Origin of the sequence: Cupriavidus sp. USMAA2-4, from assembly GCF_001854305.1 — a bacterium.
GTDB classification, from domain to species: Bacteria; Pseudomonadota; Gammaproteobacteria; order Burkholderiales; family Burkholderiaceae; genus Cupriavidus; species Cupriavidus malaysiensis.
Genome location: NZ_CP017749.1, coordinates 1418492 through 1442140 on the forward strand (window position 1 = coordinate 1418492; position 23649 = coordinate 1442140).

At 68.2% G+C, this 23649-nt stretch carries 23 protein-coding genes; 22 read left to right on the forward strand and 1 reads right to left on the reverse strand.

Annotated features, from left to right (window positions below; all coding sequences use genetic code 11):
- Window positions 1-2 precede the first annotated feature (2 nt).
- From BKK79_RS26350 to cheZ, 15 genes are all read left to right on the forward strand, one after another.
- Window positions 3-485 carry a chemotaxis protein CheW gene (locus BKK79_RS26350; RefSeq protein ID WP_071017319.1) on the forward strand — a complete coding sequence of 161 codons (483 nt, stop codon included), beginning with the start codon at window positions 3-5 and terminating at the stop codon, window positions 483-485.
- Between the two features lie 42 nt (window positions 486-527).
- On the forward strand, window positions 528-2171 hold the full coding sequence (locus BKK79_RS26355) for a methyl-accepting chemotaxis protein (protein ID WP_071017318.1): 1644 nt from the start codon (window positions 528-530) through the stop codon (window positions 2169-2171).
- Between the two features lie 263 nt (window positions 2172-2434).
- A complete protein-coding gene (locus tag BKK79_RS26360; RefSeq protein ID WP_071017316.1) occupies window positions 2435-4213 on the forward strand; it encodes a methyl-accepting chemotaxis protein in 1779 nt (592 codons plus the stop codon).
- A 95-nt stretch (window positions 4214-4308) separates the two neighbouring features.
- Window positions 4309-5061, forward strand: coding sequence for a DUF4088 family protein (locus BKK79_RS26365; RefSeq protein ID WP_071039246.1), 753 nt, complete (start codon window positions 4309-4311; stop codon window positions 5059-5061).
- A gap of 389 nt (window positions 5062-5450) precedes the next feature.
- Window positions 5451-5768, forward strand: a complete 318-nt coding sequence (gene flhD, locus BKK79_RS26370; protein ID WP_071017312.1) for a flagellar transcriptional regulator FlhD — start codon at window positions 5451-5453, stop codon at window positions 5766-5768.
- Window positions 5765-6370, forward strand: coding sequence for a flagellar transcriptional regulator FlhC (gene flhC, locus BKK79_RS26375; protein ID WP_071039247.1), 606 nt, complete (start codon window positions 5765-5767; stop codon window positions 6368-6370). Before flhD ends, flhC begins: the two co-directional genes overlap by 4 nt.
- 115 nt (window positions 6371-6485) lie before the next feature.
- A complete protein-coding gene (gene motA / locus BKK79_RS26380) occupies window positions 6486-7349 on the forward strand; it encodes a flagellar motor stator protein MotA (protein ID WP_071017309.1) in 864 nt (287 codons plus the stop codon).
- Window positions 7350-7367: 18 nt separating this feature from the next.
- Complete coding sequence (gene motB / locus BKK79_RS26385; protein WP_071017307.1) at window positions 7368-8330, forward strand: flagellar motor protein MotB; 963 nt, start codon at window positions 7368-7370, stop codon at window positions 8328-8330.
- 65 nt (window positions 8331-8395) lie between these two features.
- The gene (gene cheA, locus BKK79_RS26390; protein ID WP_071017305.1) at window positions 8396-10447 is read left to right on the forward strand and encodes a chemotaxis protein CheA; all 2052 of its coding nucleotides are present in this window, start codon (window positions 8396-8398) and stop codon (window positions 10445-10447) included.
- A 34-nt stretch (window positions 10448-10481) separates the two neighbouring features.
- Window positions 10482-10976: a chemotaxis protein CheW gene (gene cheW, locus BKK79_RS26395; protein WP_071017303.1), complete on the forward strand. Its 495-nt coding sequence runs from the start codon at window positions 10482-10484 to the stop codon at window positions 10974-10976.
- Window positions 10977-11037: 61 nt separating this feature from the next.
- Window positions 11038-11946, forward strand: a complete 909-nt coding sequence (locus BKK79_RS26400) for a CheR family methyltransferase (protein ID WP_071017301.1) — start codon at window positions 11038-11040, stop codon at window positions 11944-11946.
- Entirely contained in the window at window positions 11946-12593 is a 648-nt protein-coding gene (cheD, locus tag BKK79_RS26405; RefSeq protein ID WP_071021927.1) for a chemoreceptor glutamine deamidase CheD, read from the forward strand. Before BKK79_RS26400 ends, cheD begins: the two co-directional genes overlap by 1 nt.
- 22 nt (window positions 12594-12615) lie before the next feature.
- Entirely contained in the window at window positions 12616-13698 is a 1083-nt protein-coding gene (locus tag BKK79_RS26410; RefSeq protein WP_071017299.1) for a protein-glutamate methylesterase/protein-glutamine glutaminase, read from the forward strand.
- A gap of 191 nt (window positions 13699-13889) precedes the next feature.
- Complete coding sequence (gene cheY, locus BKK79_RS26415) at window positions 13890-14285, forward strand: chemotaxis response regulator CheY (protein ID WP_071017297.1); 396 nt, start codon at window positions 13890-13892, stop codon at window positions 14283-14285.
- 10 nt (window positions 14286-14295) lie between these two features.
- On the forward strand, window positions 14296-14931 hold the full coding sequence (gene cheZ, locus BKK79_RS26420; RefSeq protein WP_071017295.1) for a protein phosphatase CheZ: 636 nt from the start codon (window positions 14296-14298) through the stop codon (window positions 14929-14931).
- A 288-nt stretch (window positions 14932-15219) separates the two neighbouring features.
- Here the strand turns inward: cheZ and BKK79_RS26425 are convergent, their stop codons facing one another.
- On the reverse strand, window positions 15220-16314 hold the full coding sequence (locus BKK79_RS26425) for a porin (RefSeq protein ID WP_071017294.1): 1095 nt from the start codon (window positions 16312-16314) through the stop codon (window positions 15220-15222).
- A gap of 597 nt (window positions 16315-16911) precedes the next feature.
- Between BKK79_RS26425 and BKK79_RS26430 the strand changes: the two genes are divergently transcribed.
- The 7 genes from BKK79_RS26430 to BKK79_RS26460 all read left to right on the forward strand — a co-directional run bounded on the left by BKK79_RS26430 (window position 16912) and on the right by BKK79_RS26460 (window position 23617).
- A complete protein-coding gene (locus tag BKK79_RS26430) occupies window positions 16912-17352 on the forward strand; it encodes a (2Fe-2S)-binding protein (RefSeq protein ID WP_071017292.1) in 441 nt (146 codons plus the stop codon).
- Window positions 17336-19534, forward strand: a complete 2199-nt coding sequence (locus BKK79_RS26435; protein ID WP_071017290.1) for a xanthine dehydrogenase family protein molybdopterin-binding subunit — start codon at window positions 17336-17338, stop codon at window positions 19532-19534. Before BKK79_RS26430 ends, BKK79_RS26435 begins: the two co-directional genes overlap by 17 nt.
- 413 nt (window positions 19535-19947) lie before the next feature.
- Complete coding sequence (locus tag BKK79_RS26440; protein WP_071017289.1) at window positions 19948-20253, forward strand: recombinase-like helix-turn-helix domain-containing protein; 306 nt, start codon at window positions 19948-19950, stop codon at window positions 20251-20253.
- A 50-nt stretch (window positions 20254-20303) separates the two neighbouring features.
- Complete coding sequence (locus tag BKK79_RS26445; RefSeq protein ID WP_071040377.1) at window positions 20304-21359, forward strand: aromatic ring-hydroxylating oxygenase subunit alpha; 1056 nt, start codon at window positions 20304-20306, stop codon at window positions 21357-21359.
- On the forward strand, window positions 21352-22122 hold the full coding sequence (locus tag BKK79_RS26450; RefSeq protein WP_071039248.1) for an SDR family oxidoreductase: 771 nt from the start codon (window positions 21352-21354) through the stop codon (window positions 22120-22122). Before BKK79_RS26445 ends, BKK79_RS26450 begins: the two co-directional genes overlap by 8 nt.
- A gap of 18 nt (window positions 22123-22140) precedes the next feature.
- Window positions 22141-22680 carry a cupin domain-containing protein gene (locus BKK79_RS26455; RefSeq protein WP_071017285.1) on the forward strand — a complete coding sequence of 180 codons (540 nt, stop codon included), beginning with the start codon at window positions 22141-22143 and terminating at the stop codon, window positions 22678-22680.
- A 70-nt stretch (window positions 22681-22750) separates the two neighbouring features.
- A complete protein-coding gene (locus BKK79_RS26460; protein WP_071040378.1) occupies window positions 22751-23617 on the forward strand; it encodes an alpha/beta fold hydrolase in 867 nt (288 codons plus the stop codon).
- Window positions 23618-23649: the final 32 nt, after the last annotated feature.

The following is a 23649-nucleotide window of genomic DNA, read 5'->3' on the forward strand; positions in this document are numbered from 1 at the left end:
AGATGACGGACAACATCAAGGCCGATGGTGCGGGAGCGGAGTTCCTGGCATTCCGGCTGGGCCGCGAGGAATACGGTGTGGATATCCTCAAGGTGCAGGAAATCCGCGGCTACGAGACCGTCACGCAGATCGCCAACGCGCCCGCCTACCTGAAAGGCGTGATCAACCTGCGCGGCATCATCGTTCCCATCATCGACCTGCGCATCAAGTTCAGCCAGGCAGCGGTCAGCTACGACCAGTACACCGTGGTGATCATTGTCGATCTCCACGATCGCACCACCGGCATCGTGGTCGACGGCGTCTCCGATGTCCTGACGCTGGCCCCCGCGCAGATCAAGGCCGCCCCGCTGATGTCCGGCGATATGGATACCGACTACATCCGCGGCCTGGGCTCGATCGAGGACCGCATGCTGATTCTCGTCGACATCGAAAGACTGCTCGATACCGAAGAACTGGCCGCGCTCGACGCGGCAGCCGCGGCGTGATGCCGGCGGCGCGCCCGCGCCGCGGCAGCCGTTCCTGAAATCATGCGAAACAACCAGCCAGTCACCAGCCACGAGTACCAGCTTTCCCCCAACGATTACCTGATTTCGCGCACGGACCTGAAGGGGCGGATCACCTTCGCCAACCGGGCCTTCGTCGAAGTCAGCGGCTATTCGCACGAAGAGCTGATGGGCGCGCCGCACAACCTGGTGCGCCATCCCGACATGCCTCCCGAGGCCTTTGCCGACCTGTGGCACTCGCTCGAAGCAGGCCATTCCTGGCGCGGGCTGGTCAAGAACCGGCGCAAGAACGGTGATTACTACTGGGTCAACGCCACCGTCACGCCGACGCGCGTCGACGGCCGGGTCATCGGCTACACCTCGGTGCGTGCGATGGCGGCGCCCGAGCAGGTCGCCGCGGCCAGCGCGGCCTATGCGCGCATCCGCCAGGGCGGCAGCGGGCTGGTGGTCCGTGACGGCGCCGTGGTCCGCACCGGCCTGGCGGGCCGGCTCGCCAGCCTGTTCCGGCCCAATTTGAAGCGGCGCATCGTCTGGTCGCAGGGCACGGCGCTGGCCTGCTTCCTGCTGACGCTGCTGGCGGTGGAGTGGCAGGGCGGCACCGCCGCGGCGGCGCTGCGCCCGTGGCTGTGGAGTGGTTTCGGCCTGGCCCTGGCATGTGCCTTCGCCTCCGGCGTGCGCCTGCTGTCGCGTGTGCACCGGCCGGTCGACGAGATGCTCGACTTCGCCTTGCGCATGGGCGCGGGCGACCTCACCACGCGCTACGACTACCAGTCCGACGACGAGGTGGGCGCGCTGGCGCAGGCCATGCAGACCATGCAGCGCAGCCTGCTGTCCGTGGTCCACGAGATCCAGGAAGGCATGAGCAGCATCGCCACCGCCACGCGCCAGGTCGCGGCGGGCAACAACGACCTGTCGCAGCGCACGGAGCAGCAGGCGGCCTCGCTGGAAGAGACGGCGTCGAGCATGGAAGAGCTGACGGGCACGGTGCGCCAGAACGCGGACAACGCGCGGCAGGCGAGCGGACTGGCGGCGAACGCCTCGGAGACGGCGCTCAAGGGCGGCGAGGTGGTGGGCCGGGTGGTCGAGACGATGCAGGAGATCAACGAGGCGTCGAAGAAGATCGTCGACATCATCGGGGTGATCGAAGGGATAGCGTTCCAGACCAACATCCTGGCGCTGAACGCGGCGGTGGAAGCGGCGCGCGCGGGGGAGCAGGGACGGGGCTTCGCGGTGGTGGCGGGCGAGGTGCGCAGCCTGGCGCAGCGCAGCGCGAACGCGGCCAAGGAGATCAAGGGCCTGATCGGCGACACGGTGGCGCGGGTGGACAACGGCACGACGCTGGTAGGCCAGGCGGGCCAGACGATGGAAGAGATCGTGCAGGCGGTCAAGCGCGTGACGGACATCATGGGCGAGATCAGCGCGGCATCGGCGGAGCAGAGCTCGGGGATCGAGCAGGTGAACCAGGCGGTGGCGCAGATGGACGAGGTGACGCAGCAGAACGCGGCGCTGGTGGAAGAGGCTGCCGCCGCGGCCGGATCGCTCGAAGACCAGGCAGGCCGCCTGGGCGAGGCGGTGGCCACCTTCCGCATCAGCCTGCAGGCCGAGGCGCGGCCGCAGCGCGCCCGGCGCGCCGAGCCTGCGCTGCGGCCGGCCTCCGCGCAGGCCTGAGCCGCGCAGGCCTGAGCCGCGCAGGCGGCGGATGCGGCGCCGCCGCGCCGGGGCGTGTCGGGGAGCGGCACCCAGGGCGGCGGCAGGCACCGGCGGGCGACAACGGGAAATAACAGGAAACAACGGGTAGCAGCGGGTAGCAACAGGTAGTAACGGGTAGCAAAGGCAACAAGAAGAAGCAACAAGAAGAAGCAAGAACGAGCAAACCTGCAGAAGGCGGCGAAACGGCCGCCGCACTTTTCAGAGACTAGGGGGTAGTTGTCATGCAATGGTTCAATCAACTGCGCGTCACGACCAAGCTGATCGTCGGCTTTCTGGTCGTGTCCGTCATCGGCGCCGCGATGGGGCTGCTCGGCGTGGTGAACATGGGACGCATGGCTGAGTGGACCGGCAAGATCTACAACGACGATCTGCAGGCGCTCAAGGCCGTCCAGGATGGCAACGTCAACCTCGTCTATGCCAGCCGCGCCCAGATCGGCCTGCTGTCCGCGTCGACCATGGGCGAGCGCTCGGCCGAGAAGGAACTGATCGAGAAGTCGCTCGCCACCGTGGACGAGCGCATCCGCAAGGCCAAGGCGGTGTTCGTCCAGCCCGAGGGGCAGGCCCTGGTCAAGCAGTACGATACGCTGATGCCGGCCTACCGCGAGCGTATGGCCAAGTATGTCGAGATGGTGGGCAAGCAGCCACTGGACACGTCGCAGTTCGACAGCCAGGTGTTCACCGAGAGCGCGGAACTGATCAAGGCGAGCCACGCGCTCGAGGATCTGATGGCCAAGATGGTCAAGCGCCGCGACGAGCGTGCCCGCGCCAATATGGACGAGGCGCGCGGCGTCTACGACGCCACCCGCGTCTGGATGCTGGCGCTGGTCCTCGGCGGCCTGGCGGTCTCGGTGCTGCTTGGCTACGTCATCGCGCGCCTGCTGTCGCGCCAGCTCGGCGGCGAGCCGGGCTATGCGGTGGCCATCGCCTCGCGCATCGCCGCCGGCGATTTCTCCACGGCAGTCACGGTCCGCTCCGGCGACAAGAGCAGCCTGGTGCATGCGATGAGCGAGATGCAGCAGGAGCTATCGGGCATGGTGCGTGACTTCAAGGCCTCGGCCGGGTCGATCGCTTCGGCCTCGCGCCAGATCGCCGCGGGCAACGGCGACCTGTCGCAGCGCACGGAGCAGCAGGCGGCCTCGCTGGAAGAGACGGCGTCGAGCATGGAAGAGCTGACGGGCACGGTGCGCCAGAACGCGGACAACGCGCGGCAGGCGAGCGGACTGGCGGCGAACGCCTCGGAGACGGCGCTCAAGGGCGGCGAGGTGGTGGGCCGGGTGGTCGAGACGATGCAGGAGATCAACGAGGCGTCGAAGAAGATCGTCGACATCATCGGGGTGATCGAAGGGATAGCGTTCCAGACCAACATCCTGGCGCTGAACGCGGCGGTGGAAGCGGCGCGCGCGGGGGAGCAGGGACGGGGCTTCGCGGTGGTGGCGGGCGAGGTGCGCAGCCTGGCGCAGCGCAGCGCGAACGCGGCCAAGGAGATCAAGGGCCTGATCGGCGACACGGTGGCGCGGGTGGACAACGGCACGACGCTGGTAGGCCAGGCGGGCCAGACGATGGAAGAGATCGTGCAGGCGGTCAAGCGCGTGACGGACATCATGGGCGAGATCAGCGCGGCATCGGCGGAGCAGAGCTCGGGGATCGAGCAGGTGAACCAGGCGGTGGCGCAGATGGACGAGGTGACGCAGCAGAACGCGGCGCTGGTGGAAGAGGCCGCCGCCGCGGCCGGATCGCTCGAAGAGCAGGCGGGCCGCCTGCAGGACTCGGTGGCGCGCTTCCGTCTCGCCGCGGCCGACCTGCAGGCCACCACGGTGGCGCGCACGCCGGCCGTCATCAAGGCAGCGCCGGCCAAGCCGGCCGCGCCGCGTCCGGCCCGCCGCGAGCCGTCCGTCGCCGCGGAGGCCCCGCTGGAGGCCCGCCCGGCCGCCAGTGCGCCGGCCGCACGTCCGGCCGTGGCCGGAACGGCATCGGACCACGGCGACTGGAGCGCTTTCTGACCTGAAGCACCAGCCGTCCGCCCGGCCCATGCGGCGCCCGCCAGGGTGTCCGGGCCGGCGGCCAGGTGCGACCGTACCCGTTTCTGCGAGCCGACATGCATACCGACGTAACCCTGGCGCTGCCCGACGAAGCCGTCGCCAGGCTGAGAACCGCTTACGAGCAGTTCGTGCGCTTGTCCACCGGCATGGACCACGCGTTCGAGCCGCCGACCTTCGAAGCCTTCCTGCGCGCGCGCCTGCTCGAGCAGGAGTCGCCGTTGACCGAGCGCGCCGTCGGCCGGCTGCTGTCCAGCGGCGAGTACGCCTGGCTCAAGCGGGTGCTGGACAAGCAACTGCCCAACACCGTATCGGCGCTGATGCGCGATGCCGAGCGCTTCGGCTTCGCGCTGGCCACGCAATGCGACTGGACGCCGCAGCAGAAACAGGAACAGGCGCGCCAGTGGTCGCGGCAGATCCTGGCCGATTCCGGTGTCGATGCCGCTTTCGCCGAGTCGCTGGCGAGCCAGATCGCGTCTTCCGCGGTCGATGTCCGCGTGGTCGAGCAACGCATGCTGACGCCGTCCTGGCGGCTTGCCGAGAGCCTGCGGCAGCGTGCCTATGACCTGATGTACGCAGTGCAGACCGAACGCAATGTGGTGCGCGCGCGCACCCATGTCGGCGAGGTCAAGGCACTGCTCGGCCTTGCGCTCGAATACGGCTCGGTCAGCGCCGACGAATTCGAGCGGGTGATGGCGCAGCTCGCCCATGTGCGTCCCGAGCTGTTCCGCGACGAGCCGGATGACATCTTCTCCCGGCTCGCCGCCTGGTTCAGGCGCTTGCTAGTCTACGGAGCCCCCGCTCGTCAATAGAGGAATGCGCTTGCCTGCACACGCCGGAGGAGCTTCCACCCGCGTGCCGCACCGCTAGATCCTTGATGTAAATCAGATGACGCGATGATGACGGCTGTCACAATTCCGCGCCTTTGTATGTTTGGTGCGACATTGCATTCATCCCAACGTTAGTGGGGATTGGCAGGCGGGTCCGATTGCCGATATAAAACGTACCAGCTGTGCTTACACTCTGTAACACTTGTAACGCATAAGTTAAGTGTTCCAGACAAGTCCAGCGGGAAGCTGTTCCTTTTGTCGTACGTCGTACCCGTCGATTTTGCATACAAACGATCCGGCCGCCGGTTGCTTCTTGAGCCGTCGGTAAGCGCTGGACAAGCAATTCGCGGGTTTTTGGTAGCGGGGAAAAATTGGAAAGCAGTGAAGTTCTCCAGGAGATCAGGGAGGTTAACCTCGCCTATCTGCTGCTCGCGCAACGGCTGGTGCGTGAGAATCAAGTCGAAGCCATGTTCCGGCTGGGAGTCAGCAAGGAGATTGCGGACATCCTGGCCAAGCTGACCTCAGCGCAGCTCGTCAAGCTGGCGGCATCCAATATGGTGCTCTGCCGCTTCCGCTTCGACGATCACGCGCTCCTGTCGAGCCTGACGCATACCGCCAAGGGCCACGACATGCAGCAGACCCACGCAGCCATCCTGCTGGCGCGCCAACCGCTGGAGTCGCTCAATTGACCGCGCTGCTCCAGGCTCAGCCCGTCCGCAGCTTCACCGCGGCTCCGGTGCCCAACCGCAAGAGCGTCCTGCAGGACGCCAACCAGACCCAACTGGCCATCGAGCTGATCGGGCTCGGTGCCCGGCTCCAGGTACTCGAGGCGGAGACCACGCTGTCGCGTGATCGCCTGATCCGCCTGTACAAGGAGCTGCGCGGCGTATCGCCCCCCAAGGGCATGCTCCCCTTCTCGACAGACTGGTTCACCACCTGGCTGCCGAACATCCATTCCTCCCTGTTCTTCTCGGCGTACCAGTTCATGGTCCAGCAGGGCGAGACCGCGGGTATCCGCGCCATCATCGCCAGCTACCGGCTCTACCTCGAGCACGTGTCGCTGCTGGGAAGCGAAATTGTCTTAAGTTTCACCCGTGCCTGGACGTTAGTAAGGTTTTTCGAGAGCAATATGCTCCAGCTTTCCACCTGCACCTGCTGCGGTGGCCAGTTCGTGACGCATGCCTACGAGCCGCACGCTCGTTTCGTATGCAGTCTGTGCCGGCCGCCGTCGCGGGCGGGCAAAGCGAAGAAGCTCTCGAAGGACGCCCCGTCCACTCGAGCCGTCGCCTGAGCGCGGCTCGTCCGGGCCGGGCGAGCGCGGGACCGGAGTAGCGGCCGCTCGCGGCCGCCACCCCGGCCCCGGCGCGCCGCCGCGCGCCGGAGTGTTTATCTGACGGGGAATCATCGTGCTAGTTGTCATCGGCTATGTCATCGTGCTGGCGGCCGTGCTTGGCGGATACGCCATCACCGGCGGTCATATGGGCGCGCTTTACCAGCCGGCGGAGCTGATCATCATCGGGGGGGCCGCGCTCGGCGCCTTCATCAGTTCCAACAGCGGCAAGGCGCTCAAGGCGACGATGCGCGCCCTGCCCACGCTGTTTCGCAGCAGCCGCTACAGCAAGGCGCTGTACATGGAAGTGATGGCCCTGCTGTACGTGCTGCTGTCCAAGGCACGCCGCGAAGGCATCCTCTTCCTCGAGAAGGAGATCGCCGACCCCGCCGCCAGCAGCGTCTTCAGCCAGTATCCGCGCATCCTGGCCGATCCGGCCATGATGGAGTTCCTCACCGACTATCTGCGCATGATGGTCAACGGGAACATGAACGCCTTCGAGATCGAGGCCCTGATGGACCACGAGATCGAGACCTTCCGCCACGAGGCGGAAGTTCCGGCCCACGCGCTGTCGCGCGTCGGCGACGGCCTGCCCGCCTTCGGCATCGTGGCGGCGGTGATGGGCGTGGTGCACGCGCTGGCCTCGGCAGACCTGCCTCCCGCCGAACTGGGTGCGCTGATCGCGCACGCCATGGTCGGTACCTTCCTCGGCATCCTGCTGGCCTACGGTTTCGTCTCGCCGCTGGCCTCGCGCATCGAGCACCAGGTCTCCGAGACCGTGAAGATGTACGAGTGCATCAAGGTCACGCTGCTGGCTTCGCTCAACGGCTACGCACCGCTGGTGGCGGTCGAGTTCGGCCGCAAGGTGCTGTTCTCCAGCGAACGTCCCTCCTTCCTCGAGCTGGACGACCATGTCCGCGAGGTCAAGAGCCTTACCTGACGGGCAGGAGGTATTGCGATGAGCAATTCGCACGACAGCCACCCGATCGTGGTCCGGCGCGGCAAGGCGCGCGCCAAGCCGCACGGCAACCATAGCTGGAAGATTGCCTACGCCGACTTCATGACGGCGATGATGGCCTTCTTCCTGGTGCTCTGGCTGCTGAGCGCGAGCTCGCCCAAGACGCTGGTCGGCGTGGCGGAGTACTTCCGCACGCCGCTGAAGGTGGCCATCGCCGGCGGCGACAAGAGCAGCCTGTCCAGCAGCGTGATTCCCGGCGGCGGCATGGACCCGCTGAGGAAGGACGGCGAGGTGCAGCGCGCGACCGACAACGATCCGGACGCGGTGCAGAAGCGCCGCGACCAGCAGGAGGGCGAACGCCTGCGCGCGCTGAAGAACCGGCTAGAGCAGATCATCGAGAACAACCCGGTGCTGCGGCAGTTCCGTCCGCAACTGCTGCTCGACATCACCAGCGAAGGCCTGCGCATCCAGATCCTGGACACGCAGAACCGCCCGATGTTCCGTACCGGCAGCGCCATGGTCGAACCCTATATGCGCGTCATCCTGCGCGAGATCGCGCCGGTGCTCAACGAGCTGCCCAACAAGGTCAGCCTGTCGGGCCACACCGATGCGGCCAACTACAGCAATGGCGAGCGTGACTACAGCAACTGGGAGTTGTCGGCCGACCGCGCCAATGCCTCGCGGCGCGAGCTGATCTCGGGCGGCATGAACGAGGGCAAGGTGCTGCGCGTGCTGGGCCTGGCCGCGACCATGCCGCTCGATCGCAAGGACCTGATGGCGCCGGTGAACCGCCGCATCAGCATCGTCGTGCTCAACGCGCGCGCGCAGGCCCGCTTCGAGGCCGAGAACGCCAGCGCTGCGGACGTCGCGGTGAAAGCACGCGCGGGCCAGGCCGGCGAGGACATGAAGGAAGCGCTCGGGGCCGACGCGAGCGCTCCGGCAGCACAGGGCAAGAGCAAATGAGGCAGGCGACCCGCGCGTGCGGCGCGCCGCATTCCGCAATCTGGATCTAGAGAGTCAGGACGGCCATGTCTGTCGATATCGATATCACGCAGTTCTACCAGACCTTCTTCGAGGAGGCCGAGGAGCTGCTCGTTGAAATGGAGCAATTGCTGCTCGGCCTGGATCTGGAGGCGCCCGACGCGGAAGAGCTGAATGCGATCTTCCGCGCCGCGCACTCGATCAAGGGCGGCGCCGCCACCTTCGGCTTCGCCGCGCTGACCGAGACCACGCACTTGCTGGAAAACCTGTTGGATCGCACCCGGCGGCGGGAGATGGCGCTGTCGAGGACCATCATCGACACCTTTCTGGAAACCAAGGACGTGTTGCAAGATCAGCTGAACGCTTACCGCAACGGTACCGAACCCGATCCCGAAACGCTGGCGCGCATCTGCGCGGTCCTGCAGCAGCTGGCGCGCGAGGCGGGTGGCGAGCCTGCCGCCGCGTCGGCACCCGCACCGGCGCCTGCGCCGGCCCCCGTGGCGGCGGCCCCCGCTGCCGTGGCAGCCGGTGGTGCGCTCAAGGTGCGCCTGCTCAAGGTGTCGGCCGCCGACCAGGCCCTCTTGCGCGAGGAACTGGCCAATCTCGGCGAGATCACCGGCCAGCAGGAACGCGACGGCGAGCTCGCGATCTGGCTGTCGACGCAGTGCAGCGCCGACGACATCATCGCGGTGTGCTGCTTCGTGATCGACGGCGAGCAGATCGTGGTGGAGCCGGCCGATGCGGCGCCGCCGCCCGCGGTGGTGCAGGAGCCCGCCGCCGAGCCGGTCCAGGCCGCCGTGCAGGAAACCGCTGCCGTGGCGAGTGCGCCTGCGGCGCCGGCCGTGGCCGCAGCGGCCGCTCCCGCCAAGGAGAAGGCCAAGGCCGCGCCGGCCGCTGCCGCGCACGGGCACGAGTCCGGTTCGATCCGCGTGGCCACCGAGAAGGTCGACCAGATCATCAACCTGGTCGGCGAACTGGTGATCACGCAATCGATGCTGGCGCAGACCGCGTCCACGCTCGACCCGGTGCTGTTCGACCGGCTGTTCTCCGGCATGGGCCAGCTCGAGCGCAACGCGCGCGACCTGCAGGAAGCGGTGATGTCGATCCGCATGATGCCGATGGACTACGTGTTCTCGCGCTTCCCGCGCCTGGTGCGCGATCTTGCCGCCAAGCTGGGCAAGCAGATCGACCTGGTCACCTTCGGCAAGGCGACCGAGCTCGACAAGAGCCTGATCGAGCGGATCATCGATCCGCTCACCCACCTGGTGCGCAACAGCCTGGACCACGGCATCGAGACGCCCGACAAGCGCGTCGCCGCGGGCAAGGAGCCGACCGGCCAGCTGATCCTGTCGGCGCAGCACCACGGCGGCAACATCGTGATCGAGGTCAGCGACGATGGCGGCGGCCTGCGTCGCGACAAGATCCTGTCCAAGGCCATGCAGAACGGCCTGGCGGTGTCGGAGTCGATGCCCGACGAGGAAGTCTGGCAACTGATCTTCGCGCCGGGCTTCTCCACCGCCGAGGCCGTGACCGACGTGTCCGGCCGCGGCGTGGGCATGGACGTGGTCAAGCGCAACATCCAGGAAATGGGCGGCCACGTCGAGATCTCCTCGCGCGCGGGCCAGGGCACCACGATCCGTATCGTGCTGCCGCTGACGCTGGCCATCCTCGACGGCATGTCGGTCCGGGTCGGCGCCGAGACTTTCATCCTGCCGCTGAACTGCGTGATGGAGTCGCTGCAGCCCAAGGCCGATGACGTGCGCACCGCCGCCAACACCGAACGCGTGATGCATGTGCGCGGCGAGTACCTGCCGCTGCTCGAACTGCACCGGGTGTTCGACGTGGCCGATGCCGTGCGCGAGCCCACGCAGGGCATCGCCGTGATCCTGCAGGCCGAGGGCAAGCGCTTCGCGCTGCTGGTCGACCAGCTGATCGGCCAGCACCAGGTGGTGCTGAAGAACCTGGAAACGAACTACCGCAAGGTGCCGTGCATCTCCGCCGCCACCATCCTGGGCGACGGCAGCGTGGCGCTGATCGTCGACGTGGGTGCGCTGCAGCGTACCGGCGTGCGCCGGCACGATGCGGTGGTGGTGCAGTAACCGCTCAAGCTCTGGATCTGGAGGAACCAACATCATGGCCGGCATCGGACATATCGACGCGCCCGGCAGCGAGGCTGCCGGGCAGGAATTCCTGGTGTTCACGCTGGGATCGGAGGAGTACGGCATCGACATCCTCAAGGTGCAGGAGATCCGCGGCTACGACGCGGTCACCCGCATCGCCAATGCGCCGGATTTCATCAAGGGCGTGACCAACCTGCGCGGCGTGATCGTGCCGATCGTCGACCTGCGGGTGAAGTTCCGCCTTGGCAATGTGCGCTATGACCACCAGACCGTGGTGATCATCCTCAACATCGCCGGTCGCGTGGTCGGCATCGTCGTCGACGGCGTTTCCGACGTGCTGACGCTGAACGGCGGTGACGTCAAGCCGGCACCCGAATTCGGCGTGTCGGTGTCGACCGAGTACCTGACCGGCCTGGGCAGCGTCGAAGGCCGCATGCTGATCCTGATCGACATCGAACGCCTGATGACCAGCCCGGAGATGGAACTGATCGAGGTCGCGCTGGCTTGAAGCCGGCGCTGCAGCACCCCGCGTTCCGCCCAACCAGACCACGCAGCATCGGAGCCAGCAAATGACGCAGCCACGCTCAGCAGTCCAGGCGGCCGGCGGCACCCGCAATGTGCTGGCGCCTGCCGCCGCGCGCCGCGACGAGCAGCGCGACTTCCTGCTGACCGAGCGGGATTTCGACAAGATCCGCGCGCTCATCCATCGGCGCGCGGGCATCTCGCTCGGCAGCCAGAAGCGCGAAATGGTGTACAGCCGGCTGGCGCGCCGGCTGCGCGCGCTGCAACTGGTCGACTTTGCCACCTACCTGGAGCAGCTGGAGTCGGACGACCGCTCCCCCGAGTGGGAGCTGTTCGTCAACGCGCTGACCACCAACCTGACCTCGTTCTTCCGCGAGGCGCATCACTTCCCCCTGCTGGCGGAGCATGCCAAGAAACACGGCCGGCCCTACTCGGTCTGGTGCGCGGCGGCCTCCACCGGCGAGGAGCCGTATTCGATCGCCATCACGCTGGCCGAGGCGCTCGGTGAGCGCGCCGCGACCGTGCTGGCGACCGACATCGACACGCAGGTGCTGGCCAAGGCGCGCAGCGGCATCTACACCAGCGAGCAGGTCGCCAAGCTGCCGATGGAGCAGCTCAAGCGCTTCTTCCTCAAGGGCAGCGGACAGCGTTCGGGCGCCGTCAAGGTCAAGCCGGAACTGGCCTCGACCATCGAGTTCGCGCCGCTGAACCTGCTGGCGCCGGACTGGGGCATCCAGGAGCGCTTCGACGCGATCTTCTGCCGCAACGTGATGATCTACTTCGACAAGCCCACGCAGGGTCGCATCCTGGAGCGCTTCGTGCCGCTGCTCAAGCCGCACGGGCTGCTCTTCGCCGGGCATTCGGAGAACTTCTCCTACGTCACGCGCGCCTTCCAGCTGCGCGGACAGACGGTCTACGAGCTGGCCTCGCCGGCCAGCCGCGCGGGAGGTGGATGATGCGTACGCCGCAGATGCCGGAGGCGATCGCCACCCGTACCTATTTCGACCGTGAGTTCGGCAAGCAGGCGATCAAGCTGCTGCCCAACGAGTACTACGTCAGCAGCGAGGACGTGGTGCTGACCACCGTGCTGGGCTCCTGCGTGGCAGCCTGCATCCGCGACGAGGTGGCCGGTGTCGGCGGCATGAACCACTTCATGCTGCCCGACGACGAGAACGCCGGCGCCGACCGCATGCTGTCGCCGTCGATGCGCTACGGCTGCTACGCGCTCGAAGTGCTGATCAACGAACTGCTCAAGGCCGGCGCGCGGCGCGAGCGGCTCGAGGCCAAGGTGTTCGGCGGCGGCGCCGTGCTCGCCAACATGACCACGCTGAACATCGGCGACCGCAACGCCGACTTCGTGCTGCGCTACCTGAAGACCGAGAACATCCGCGTGGCGGCGCAGGACCTGCGCGGACCGCACGCGCGCCGCGTCAGCTATTTCCCGCGCAGCGGGCTGGCGCTGGTGCGCCGCCTGACGCGCCAGGACGACCAGGTGCTGGTGGCGCGCGACGAGCGCGCGCTGGCCCGAGCCATTTCCGCCGCCCCGGAGCGCGGCCGGGCCGAGCTGTTCGAGCGCCGCCCGACTGCCTTCACGACATCCTGAAGCGAAAGGACCCGAGACAATAATGAGCGCGGCAAAGATCAAGGTGCTGTGCGTGGACGATTCCGCGCTGATCCGCAGCCTGATGACCGAGATTATCAATAGCCAGAGCGACATGGAGGTGGTCGGGACCGCTCCCGACCCGCTGGTGGCGCGCGAGATGATCAAGCGGCTGAACCCCGACGTGCTGACGCTGGACGTGGAAATGCCGCGCATGGACGGCCTCGATTTCCTCGAGCGGCTGATGCGCCTGCGCCCGATGCCGGTGCTGATGGTGTCGTCGCTGACCGAGCGCGGCTCGGAGATCACCATGCGCGCGCTGGAGCTGGGCGCGGTGGACTTCGTCACCAAGCCCAAGCTCGGCATCCGCGACGGCCTGATCGAGTACACCGACGCCATCGCCGACAAGATCCGCGCGGTCTCGCGCGCGCGCGTGCGCACGGCCGCGCCGGCCGCCGCCAGCCCGGTCGCCGGCACGCCGCCCGCGCCGCTGCTGCGCAGCCCGTTGCTGTCCACCGAGAAGCTGATCATCGTGGGCGCCTCCACCGGCGGAACCGAGGCCATCAAGGAACTGTTGATGCCGCTGCCGCCGGACAGCCCCGGCGTCATGATCGTGCAGCACATGCCGGCCGGCTTCACGCGGTCCTTCGCGCAGCGCCTCGACGGCCTGTGCCGCATCACCGTCAAGGAGGCCGAGCACAATGAGCGGGTGCTGCCCGGCCACGCCTACATCGCGCCTGGCGACATGCATCTGCGGCTGGCCCGCAGCGGCGCCAACTACGTGGCGCACCTGTCGCAGGAGGCGCCGGTCAACCGGCACCGGCCGGCGGTGGATGTCCTGTTCGATTCGGCGGCCCAGCATGCCGGCAAGAATGCCATCGGCGTGATCCTGACCGGCATGGGCCGCGATGGCGCGCAGGGCATGCGGCGCATGCACGATGCGGGCGCCTATAACCTGGCGCAGGACGAGCACAGCTGCATCGTGTTCGGCATGCCCAAGGAGGCCATCGCGGCCGGCGGCGTCGATGAGATCGTGCCGCTGTCGGCCATGACGCAGCGCGTGATGGCGCGGCTGGCCACGTTCGGTGCGCGCGCTCAGCGGGTCTGAGGCACGCGGTGGACGCGACGGAGGGGTCGGCGCAGCACCACATAACAAGACGATAACAAGACGATAACAAGACGATAACAAGACGCCGGCAAGACGCCGGCAAGACGTACAAGGGCAGGGAGCCGGAAGCCTGGCACTCTCCGGAGCCTGCCGAGATAGCAATCATCCACAACCGTTTTGGAGCCGTTAGAGTGGACAAGAACATCAAGATCCTCGTGGTCGACGACTTTCCGACCATGCGTCGGATCATCCGCAACCTGCTCAAGGAGCTGGGCTTTTCCAACGTGGAAGAGGCCGAGGACGGCGCGGCCGGCCTGGAGAAGGTCAAGGATGGCAGCTTCCAGTTCGTCGTCTCCGACTGGAACATGCCCAATATGGACGGCCTGAGCATGCTGCAGGCCATCCGCGCCGAACCGGCGCTGGCCAAGCTGCCGGTGCTGATGGTGACGGCCGAGGCCAAGAAGGAAAACATCATCGCCGCCGCGCAGGCCGGCGCCAACGGCTATGTGGTCAAGCCGTTCACCGCGGCGACGCTGGACGAGAAGATCACCAAGATCTTCGAGAAGCTGGGCAAGGAAGGCACCTGAGGTAGGCACCATGGCGACGACACCGTCTTACAGCAACGATACCGCCGAGCAGATCATCCATCGCATCGGCAACCTGACGCGCATGCTGCGCGACAGCATGCGGGAACTCGGGCTCGACAAGGAAATCGAGCGCGCGGCGCAGGCCATTCCCGACGCGCGCGACCGGCTGAAGTACATCGCCGCCATGACCGAGCAGGCGGCCGAGCGCACGCTCAATGCCGTCGAACTGGCCCAGCCCATCCAGGCTCAGATGGAGAAGCAGGCCGAGGGCCTGGAGCAGCGCTGGGATGCCTGGTTCAAGGAGCCGGCGGAGCTGGCCGACGCGCGCGAGCTGGTGCTCGACACGCGCGCCTTCCTCACCGACGTGCCCCAGCAGACCCGCGCCACCGGCGCGCATCTGCTGGACATCATGATGGCCCAGGATTTCCAGGACCTGACCGGCCAGGTCATCAAGAAGATGATGGACATGATCCGCTCGCTGGAGCAGGAACTGCTGCAGATGCTGATCGACAACGTGCCGGCCGAGCGCCGCGCGGAGGCGCCGGCCACGCTGATGAACGGCCCGCAGGTCAATCCCGAAGGCAAGGCCGACGTGGTGTCGGACCAGTCGCAGGTGGACGACCTGCTCGCCAGCCTGGGCTTCTGAGTCTGCTGCCGGCCCGCGTCTTGCCCGCCGGGGCACGCGGGCCGCATGCTCTGCCGTCCCCGTCGTTTCCTCCTGTTCCCTGGCGCTGCCATGGCCGCACGGGCCGTCACGTGCTGCCCGCTTCGGGCGGCGGCGTGCCGGCGCACGTCCGCTCGTCGTCTGCGCGCCGGCCTCTCGCGCTTGCCCCTTACGCCCGAGCTTGCTCGCGCATGGTCTCGGAAAAGAAAAGAAGCGCCGCGCGCGCCGGCAGGCGGCGCGCGCGGCGGCTTTCCGGGCTTTCCCCGGCGCTCAGAACACGTGCTTGATGCCGATCATCGCGCCGAGCTGGTTCACGCCGGGTGCGGGATTGGAACCCGCGGCGCCGCCGCTGACCGATTGCGCGAGCTGCCCGCCGTTGTCGATGAAGCCGGCGGTGGCGTAGACCGAGGTGCGCTTGCTGAAGGCGTAGGTGCCGCGGATGGCGTACAGCCAGGCCTTGTTGGCGCTGTTGTGGTACTTCAGCCAGTAGACCTGGCCGGCCAGGTTGAAGGCGGGGGTGATGTCATAGGACGCGCCGGCGTACAGCAGATCGCTCTTGGGCGTGGGGCTGCCGCCATTGTCGCGGCGCAGCCAGCCGGCTCCCAGCTTGGTGTTGGCCAGCAGCATGTAGCCGCCCAGCGACAGGCGGTTGTCGGTCAGGCTGCTCTTGGTCAGGCCGCCGAAGGCGCCCGGACCGCCGCGCAGCGAATCATAGGCGGCGGACAGGCCCCACCAGTTGGTCTCGTACATCAGCATGGCCGACCATTCGCGGCAGGCGCGCACGTCGGCGGGATTCTCGCCGGCGCAGTTGGTGCCCGAGGGACTGGGGCCGGCGTTGACGGTGTCGCGGCCGAAGCTGTAGGTGGCGCCCGCCGTCAGGCCGCCGAACTTGCCCTTGTAGGCGATCGCGTTGTCGGCGCGCGTGTTGGGCAGGTAGCTGTCGAGCGAGCCGGAGCCATAGACGTTGGGTCCGAGGATATCGGTGTCCAGCGTGGCCCAGAACAACATGGTGTATTGGCGGCCGAAGCTGACCTGGCCCCAGTTGCTGCTGCTCAGGCCGACCCAGGCCTGGCGCCCGAACAGGCGGCCACCCTGGTTGGACGCGCCGCTGTCGGGCGCGAAGCCCGATTCCAGCGCGAAGTTCGCCTTCAGGCCGCCGCCCAGGTCCTCGGTGCCGCGCAGGCCCCAGCGCGACGGCACCGTGCCGGTCAGCGTGGGCACGCGGGCGAGGCCGTCCTTGGCCGCGCCGACGTTGTTCACATACTCGATCCCGGTGTCGATGACGCCGTACAGCGTCACCGACTGGGCCGCGGCGACGAGGGGCGCGGCGGCAAGCAAGCCGGCCACAAGCCTAGCAAGTTTCATTTCTCGATTCCTTCTCTTTTCCGTTAGCAGATAGCGGTCAGTCGTGGTGTGGATGCCGTTCCCCGGCTCGGGAACGCGCGCCGCGCGGCGCCCTGGGGCAGTGGTGGTCTGGTGGCGGGATCCTCCTTGCGGATCGGCGGGTTCGGGGGGCAGGCCAAGGTGCCGGCAACGCGCCGGCGGGACCTCGCCTTGTTCTCTCCGTGTTCCGTATATGAAACAACAATCCATATACGGAACGATTGACTCAATATAGCCGCCAATGCCGTGGAGGATGGACCCGGGATATCCCTAGTGCAGCGCGAATACGACGGCCATTGCGTCCGGCCGCCGGCTTGCCGGCTGGCGCCGGTGAATCCATGCGGGCGCGGCGGGTGAACGGGCAAGGCCGATGAATCAAGGCGGGCGGGCCGGCAGGCCGGAATCGGAGGGCAGCACGCGCCCGAGCCGGCCGGCTGGCATCGGGGTTAACCCGCGTGATTCTTCCCGGAAGCAGGCTCTATAGTCCTCGATGTTCTGCATAGGAATCAGTGTTTTATATATAAAACGCAAAGACAGCCTTGCCATGGGCGCGGGCTATCGGGCATCAGGAGAAAACGAGTGGAATTCGAGCTGAATGGGAAGCCCAGCCGCTTCGACGGCGACGGCGACACGCCGCTGTTGTGGGTCATCCGCGACGAGGCCGGGCTGACCGGCACCAAGTACGGCTGCGGCATCGGCATGTGCGGCGCCTGCACCGTGCACATCGACGGGGTGGCACAGCGCTCCTGCGTGACGCCGGCCAGCGCGGTGGCCGGCCGGCGTGTCACCACCATCGAAGGGCTGGCGCCGGAGCGCTCGCATCCGGTGCAGCAGGCCTGGATCGCCAAGGACGTGCCGCAGTGCGGCTACTGCCAGTCCGGCATGGTGATGGCGGTGGCGTCGCTGCTCAAGCAGCACCCGCATCCCACCGACCAGCAGATCGATGCGTCGATCAGCAATATCTGCCGCTGTGCCAGCTACCACCGCATCCGGGAGGCGATCCATGCTGCCGCGAAATGAGACTGCGCTGGAAGCGCCCGCCAGCCCGTCGCGGCGCGGATTCCTCAGGTTCGGCGTGGCCGCGGCCGGTGCGCTGTGCATCCCGTTGCCGGCGCTGGCCGGCCGCACCGTGGACAGCGGCCCGCACGGCAGTCACGAGCTGACCGACTGGATCTGGATCGAAGCGGACGGCAGGACGCGGCTCGGCCTGTCGCAATGCGAAGTGGGGCAGGGCGTCTACACCGGCCTGCCGCAGGTGCTGGCCGACGAGCTCGACGCCGACTGGCGCCAGGTCGAGGTGGTCTTCGTCACCGGGCGCGATGCCTACCGTACCGGGGCGGCCTACGAGGAGCCGCAGCAGTTCGTCGGCGCGTCGATGTCGGCCACGCTGTTCTACGAGCGGCTGCGCATCGCCGGCGCGCAGGCGCGCGAGGTGCTGTTGCGCGCCGGCGCACGCCGGCTCGACGTGCGGCCCAGCCAGTGCCACACCGAACTAGGGCGCGTGATCCACGGCGCCAGCGGACGCTCGCTCGGCTACGGCGAGCTGGCCGCCGATGCCGCCAGGCTGCCGCTCAACCCATCGCCCCGGCTGAAGAACGAGGCCGCCCACAAGCTGATCGGGCGCGACCTGCCGCGCCTGGACACGCCCGCCAAGGTCGACGGCAGCGCCGAATTCGGCATCGACGTCAAGGTGCCCGGCATGCTGGTCGGCGCGCTCAAGATGCCGCCCCAGGTGACCGGCAAGGTCACGGGACTGCGCAATGCCGAGGCGATCCGCAAGATGCCGGGTGTGCGCGCCGTGGTACAGGCGCCGGACGCGGCCATCGTGGTGGCGCAGCATTACTGGCAGGCCAGGAAGGCGGCCGACGCGCTGGAACTGGAGATCGACCCCGGCGCCGCCCAGGGATTGCACAGCGACGCCATCCTGGCTGCCCGCGTCGCCGCGCTCGGCGCTCCCGGGGCCGTCGTCGCCACCCACCTGGGCAGCCCGGAAGACGCGCTTGCCAAGGCCGGAGGCAAGATGGTCGAGGCCGACTACCACACGCCCTACATCGTGCACGCGACCATGGAGGCGGTGAATGCCACCGTGCACGTGCGCGACGATGCCATCGAGGTCTGGGGCCCGATCCAGGGGCAGGATTTCGTGCGCAACGCCCTCGCCAGGCTGTTCAACCGCCAGCCCGAATCGGTGATCGTCCACACCACCTTCCTGGGCGGCAGCTTCGGCCGCAAATTCCTGCCCGACTTCGTCATCCACGCCGCGCGCGCCTCGGCGGCGGTGGGCCAGCCGGTCAAGGTGATCCGCTCGCGCGAGGACGACATCCGCCATGGTTTCTACCGTCCCGGCGTCTCGGGCCGCTTCCGCGCCGTGCTCGATGCGCAAGGCATGCCGCTGGCCATGCATGCGCGCGTCACCGGCCAGTCGCTGTACGGTGTCATCAAGAAGGAGCGCATGGCGCAGAACGGCGGCTGGGACGAGACCATGCTGGAGGCGATCTATGACCTGGCCTACCAGGTGCCCAACCTGAAGGTCGACATGATCGACGTGAAGCAGCCGATTCCGGTCAGCTTCCTGCGCAGCGTAGGCAGTACCTCGAGCGTGTTCATGCTGGAGAGCTTCGTCAACGAGATGGCCGACGCGGCCGGCGCCGATCCCTACCGCTACCGGCGCAAGCTGCTGGCGCACGATCCGCTGGCCGTGCGCGTGCTGGACGCGGCCGCGGCCCGCGCCGGCTGGGACAGCAAGCCCAGGCCCGGCGTGACGCGCGGCTTCACCTTCAGCCTCTACACCGGACGCGGCGAGGCCTTCCAGACCTATGTGGCGATGGCGGTCGAACTGGAGCGGACGGGCAAGACGTTCCAGGTGCGGCGCGTGGTCTGCGCCGTCGACGCCGGCCGCGCCATCAACCCGAACCTGATCCGCGCCAATATCGAGGGCGGCATCGGCTTCGCGCTCAGCAACACGCTCAAGAGCGAGATCACCTTCCAGGACGGCGCGGTGCAGCAGAGCAACTTCCACGACTTCCGCGTCATCTCGCTGGCCGAGATGCCCAAGGTGGAAGTGGAGATCGTCGCCAGCGACCGCCCGCCCCAGGGCTGCGGCGAAGTCTCGCTGGCGCCGGTGGCACCCGCCGTGGCGCACGCCTTCTACCAGGCCACCCGGCAGCGCCGCCGCGCGATGCCGATGTCGCTGGAGGCCTGAGGGCAAGCGCCCGCCGGCCGCGGCGGCCTGGATCACACCATCGGCTTCGTCTCTGCGCTCGCGTGCTGGATCAGACCGAGGGCTTCGCTGGATGTGGCGCCTTGCTAAACCACCCCTCTCCCCCGCCCTCTCCCATGCGGGGAGAGGGAGCCAAGACCTTGTGCTTGGCGCTCGGTGTTGGTGCATCTCGTCGGCTTCGGCAAGTGCATCAGAGTTCGCACCGCGCCGGTCTTGGCACATCAACGGGTTAACCCCAGTCTGCATTTCCCGATTCCTTGTCTATAGTTCTGCTTGTTCAATATATGAATCGCTGTTTCGTTAGTGAAACGAAACGCAAGACAAGATCCCCGCCGCGATGATGTGGCGCCGAGCCGGCACCGAGCGCCGGCACCAGAAGGATAGGAGCAAGCGCAATGGACGACGCCGCATACAACCCGAACCTCGCGCCCTGGGAAAAGGCCGTGCCCAACAACGTGGCCGGCAAGGGCTATATCGAGCAGCCCGGCAAGGTCGCCAATCTCGTGTGGCAGACCCGCGCGGCGGCGCCGACCGCCTACGAGAACGCACTGGGCGACGCGCTGCAGGCCGCCTTCGAGGGCGGTGCCGAGACCCCCGAGGACATCGTGCGCGCCTTCAATGCCGCCGGCCTGCTGAGTGCCGACGGCCAGCGCTGGAACGAGGAGCGCTTCCTCGCCGAGATGCGCCGCCTGGGCGCCTGAGCGCAACGGCACCACGGGCACGACGGGTGATAAGGAACCGAGAGATGACGATGGAAACGAACAAGCAGGCACGCGTGGAAGAGCGCCTCGAGACGGGGCTGCGCAACTACTGGTACCCGGTGGCCGCCTCGTGGTCGCTGCGCCATGCGCCGATCGGCGTGACGCGCCTGGGCCAGAACCTGGTGCTGTGGCGCGATGGCGCCGGCCAGGTGCAGGCGCTGGAAGACCGCTGCCCGCATCGCGGCGCGCGCCTGTCGATGGGCTGGAACCTGGGCGACCGCGTGGCCTGCTGGTACCACGGCGTGGAAGTGGGCGGCGACGGCCAGGTCAAGAGCGTGCCGGCGGTGGACAGCTGCCCGATGGAGGGCAAGACCTGCGTGCGCAGCTACCCGGTGCAGGAGAAGGCCGGCGCCGTCTTCGTCTGGTTCGGCGACCGCGCCCCGGGCGAGGTCGACGCGCTGCGCCTGCCGGAGGAATTGGAAAGCGAGGAGCACAGCCACTTCCTGTGCGTGGCGCATTGGGACTGCAACTACCGCTACGCGGTGGACAACGTCATGGACCCGATGCACGGTGCCTACCTGCACGCAGTCTCGCACTCGATGGCCAGCGGCGAGAAGTCGGCCGTGATGCAGGTGGTCGAAACCGAGCACGGCCTGGTCTTCGAGAAGACCGGCCAGCGCGGCGTGAACTTCGACTGGGTCGAGTTCGGCGAGACCGGCGCGCTGTGGCTGCGCCTGTCCATCCCCTATCAGCGCAAGGTCGGCCCCGGCGGCCCCTTCGGCATCGTCGGCATCGCCACCCCGGTGGATACCGAGCACTGCATGGTCTTCTTCTGGCGTACCCGCCACGTGCAGGGCTGGCAGCGCGATGCCTGGCGCTTCCTCTACCGCAACCGCCTCGAGCGCCTGCACTGGGACGTGCTGGAGCAGGACCGCGTGGTGCTGGAGTCGCTGGCGCCGAACGCGCGCGACCACGAGACGCTGTACCAGCACGACATCGGCATCACCCGCGTGCGCCGCTTGCTGCGCCGACGCGCCGAACAGGAAGTCGCGGAGCAGCCGATCGCCATGCTGCAGCCCGCCAGCGGAGCCGCCAGCCATGCCTGACGCCGCCAACCAAGGCCTGCTGGCCGGCCGGCGCGTGCTGGTGACCGGCGCCGCGCGCGGCCTGGGACTGGCCTTCGCCGAAGCGATCGCGCAGGCCGGCGCCGCCGTCGCCATGGCCGACGTGCTGGGCGAGCGCGTGCGCGCCGCCGCGGCCGGCCTGGCGCAGCGCGGCCTCACCGTGCTGCCGCTGGAGCTGGACCTGGCCGATCCGGACTCGGTGCGCCGCTGCGCGCAGCAGGCCATCGCCGGCCTGGGCGGCCTGGACGGCCTGGTCAACAACGCCGCGGTGACCGACTCGGGCGGCCGCGCCAGCGACGAGATCGATATTGCCACCTGGGACCGCGTGATGCAGGTGAACGTGCGCGGCACCTGGCTGATGACCAATGCCTGCCTGGACGCGCTGCGCGCCTCCGGACGCGGCGCCATCGTCAACCTGGCCTCCGACACGCCGCTGTGGGGCGCGCCCCGGCTGCTGGCCTACGTGGCGAGCAAGAGCGCCATCCTCGGCATGACCCGTTCGCTGTCGCGCGAACTGGGCGAGGCGCGCATCACGGTGAACGCTGTCGCGCCCGGCCTGACCCTGGTGGAAGCCACCGAGTACGTGCCGGCCAAGCGCCACGAGCTGTACCGCGAGCAGCGCGCGATCCCGCGCGAGCAGTTGCCCGAAGACGTATGCGGCGCGGTGGTGTTCGCGCTGTCCGACTTGTCCCGCTTCATGACTGGCCAGACGCTGGCGGTCAACGGCGGTTTTGTGATGCATTGAATCAGCAAGGAGAAAGAGATGAGCGATCTGAGCGAAGCGACGCAGGTCAAGCGGACATGGGAGCGCCCCGAGGGCGCCAGCTTCGACCAATGGATGGAAAGCCGCGTGGCGCGCTTCTCCACCCGCCGCTACGACTGGGACGCGCTGAAGTTCCAGGCCGACCACGACCCCAAGTACCGCCGCGCGCAGATGCGCTACCTGGGCACGGGCGGCACGGGCGTTGCGGCCGACACCAATACGGTGCCGTCGGAGCACTTCACCTTCTCGACCATGATCATCCCGGCCGGCCACGAAGGCCCGTCGCACCTGCATACCGACGTGGAAGAGGTGTTCTTCATCCTGCGCGGCAAGATCAAGCTGATCCTGGAGAAGGACGGCGAGCGCTTCGAGACCATCCTGACCGACCGCGACCTGGTCTCGGTGCCGCCCGGCGTGTACCGCGAGGAGATCAATATCGGCGAGGAAGACGCGCTGATGTGCGTGATGCTCGGCGCCAGGAAACCGGTCACGCCGACCTATCCGCCCGAGCACCCGCTCGCCCAGATCAAGCGCGGGTGAGATCGTGAACGCTCCCGTGCCCGGCAGCGCGCCTGCCTCCGCAGCGGACCACGTCCAGGCCCCGGCGGCCCTGCTCGCCGAACTGGACGCGGGCTTCGCCGAGCGCACGGCCGTGCTGGCCGACGGCGCCCGCGTGGCCTACCGCAGCGGCGGCAGGCAGGGCCCGCTGGTGGTGCTGCTGCACGGCATCAGCTCCGGCGCGGCCTCCTGGCTGCCGTGCGCCAGCCTGCTGGCGGCGCAGGCGCGCGTGCTGGCATGGGACGCGCCCGGCTACGGCGCTTCCGCCGCGCTGGCGCAACCGGCGCCGCGCGCGTCGGACTATGCGGCGCGGCTGGCGGGTTTGCTGGAGGCGCTGGCGCTGCGTCCCGACGTCATCGTCGGCCACTCGCTGGGCGCGCTGATGGCCGCGGCCTTCGTCGCGCAGGCGCGTCCCGCGCTGCTGCCGTCGCGGCTGCTGCTGCTCAGCCCGGCGCAGGGCTACGGCGCGCCCGGCCAGCAGGAACAAGCGGCGCAGGTGTCGGCGCAGCGGCTGCAGGCGCTGGCGCAGCTCGGCGTGGAGGGCCTGGCCGAGCGCGGTCCGCAGCGCCTGCTGAGCGCGGCCGCCGATGCCGGCGCGCGCGACTGGGTGCGCTGGAACATGCGGCGCCTGAACGTGGACGGTTACCGCCAGGCGGTGGCCATGCTGTGCGGCGATGCCATCGAGCCCTACCTGCAGCGGCGAGCCGCCGGGGTGGACGCGCGGGTGGCCTGCGGCGGCGCGGACGTGGTCACCACGCCGGCGGCGAGCGAGGCGCTGGCACAGCGCCTGGGCCTGCCTTTCGGCCTGGTGCCCGATGCCGGTCATGTGTGTTATATCGAGCAGCCACAGGCACTGGCGCGCATGCTGCGCGGCCTGCTGCCCGCCGCGGCCGCTCCCGGCGCCGCCGTGTCACACTGATCCATCGCCAACGCCAACTGCAAGGATGAACA

Excerpts from the sequence above, each read along its gene's own strand:
- BKK79_RS26365 (WP_071039246.1), top strand. The coding sequence starts at position 4,309 with ATGCATACCGACGTAACCCTGGCGCTGCCCGACGAAGCCGTCGCCAGG.
- BKK79_RS26410 (WP_071017299.1), top strand. The coding sequence starts at position 12,616 with ATGAGCGCGGCAAAGATCAAGGTGCTGTGCGTGGACGATTCCGCGCTG.
- BKK79_RS26445 (WP_071040377.1), top strand. The coding sequence starts at position 20,304 with ATGGAAACGAACAAGCAGGCACGCGTGGAAGAGCGCCTCGAGACGGGG.
- BKK79_RS26440 (WP_071017289.1), top strand. The coding sequence starts at position 19,948 with ATGGACGACGCCGCATACAACCCGAACCTCGCGCCCTGGGAAAAGGCC.
- cheZ (WP_071017295.1), top strand. The coding sequence starts at position 14,296 with ATGGCGACGACACCGTCTTACAGCAACGATACCGCCGAGCAGATCATC.
- BKK79_RS26355 (WP_071017318.1), top strand. The coding sequence starts at position 528 with ATGCGAAACAACCAGCCAGTCACCAGCCACGAGTACCAGCTTTCCCCC.
- cheA (WP_071017305.1), top strand. The coding sequence starts at position 8,396 with ATGTCTGTCGATATCGATATCACGCAGTTCTACCAGACCTTCTTCGAG.
- BKK79_RS26400 (WP_071017301.1), top strand. The coding sequence starts at position 11,038 with ATGACGCAGCCACGCTCAGCAGTCCAGGCGGCCGGCGGCACCCGCAAT.
- BKK79_RS26435 (WP_071017290.1), top strand. The coding sequence starts at position 17,336 with ATGCTGCCGCGAAATGAGACTGCGCTGGAAGCGCCCGCCAGCCCGTCG.
- BKK79_RS26425 (WP_071017294.1), bottom strand. The coding sequence starts at position 16,314 with ATGAAACTTGCTAGGCTTGTGGCCGGCTTGCTTGCCGCCGCGCCCCTC.
- cheW (WP_071017303.1), top strand. The coding sequence starts at position 10,482 with ATGGCCGGCATCGGACATATCGACGCGCCCGGCAGCGAGGCTGCCGGG.
- BKK79_RS26455 (WP_071017285.1), top strand. The coding sequence starts at position 22,141 with ATGAGCGATCTGAGCGAAGCGACGCAGGTCAAGCGGACATGGGAGCGC.
- BKK79_RS26450 (WP_071039248.1), top strand. The coding sequence starts at position 21,352 with ATGCCTGACGCCGCCAACCAAGGCCTGCTGGCCGGCCGGCGCGTGCTG.
- BKK79_RS26360 (WP_071017316.1), top strand. The coding sequence starts at position 2,435 with ATGCAATGGTTCAATCAACTGCGCGTCACGACCAAGCTGATCGTCGGC.
- cheD (WP_071021927.1), top strand. The coding sequence starts at position 11,946 with ATGCGTACGCCGCAGATGCCGGAGGCGATCGCCACCCGTACCTATTTC.
- BKK79_RS26350 (WP_071017319.1), top strand. The coding sequence starts at position 3 with ATGACGGACAACATCAAGGCCGATGGTGCGGGAGCGGAGTTCCTGGCA.
- motB (WP_071017307.1), top strand. The coding sequence starts at position 7,368 with ATGAGCAATTCGCACGACAGCCACCCGATCGTGGTCCGGCGCGGCAAG.